Here is a 609-nt window from a genome sequence, read left to right on the forward strand (position 1 = left end):
CCGCCGGGCGCGTCGAGCGGGGCGCCGTCGCCACGGCCGCTGAGCCAGGCGAGCAGGTCCGCCCGGGCACCGGCGACCACGGGGCCGCCGCCGTCGAACCGGGCCAACTCGACGCCCTGCGCGTCGCGCACGGTGCACGCGGGCACCTTCTCGGCCTGGGCGTAGTAACCGAGCACATCGTCGAGGACGATGTCGCGCGCCGTCGGCGGGATGTCGGCGACCTCGCGCCCGACGTCGAGGTCGACCAGGTGCAGGGCGAGTTCGCGCAGGCGGATGACGAGGATGCGGCGCGGGGTGCACGCCTCGCCGGTGAACGGCACGATGGCGGCGTCCCAGGCGGGTCCCGGCAGCGTCCGGACGGCACGCTGCCAGGAACGGGCGCTTACCCGCACCCGGTCGACCAGTTCGGCCGCGGGCAGCAGCGCCCCCGCCTCGATCTCGGCGTCCCGGGCCTCGCGGTCGGCGTCACTCAGCCCGGCGACGGCCACCAGGAGCCGCTCGGCGGCGCCGTCGAGTTCGTCGAAGGCGGCGGGAGTGGGATCGATCTCCTTCAACGGGTCGCCTCCAGGAAAGCGTGGCCGGGCACCGGTCGGCCGGTGAGTCCGGCGA

General features: G+C 75.9%; 1 protein-coding gene. It reads right to left on the reverse strand.

Annotated features, from left to right (window positions below):
• On the reverse strand, nt 1-554 hold a 554-nt coding region (locus AB8Z36_RS42055), incomplete at its 3' end, for a maleylpyruvate isomerase N-terminal domain-containing protein (RefSeq protein WP_369218571.1).
• Nucleotides 555-609: the final 55 nt, after the last annotated feature.

It is taken from the genome of Streptomyces flavofungini (assembly GCF_041028215.1).
GTDB classification, from domain to species: domain Bacteria; phylum Actinomycetota; class Actinomycetes; order Streptomycetales; family Streptomycetaceae; genus Streptomyces; species Streptomyces flavofungini_B.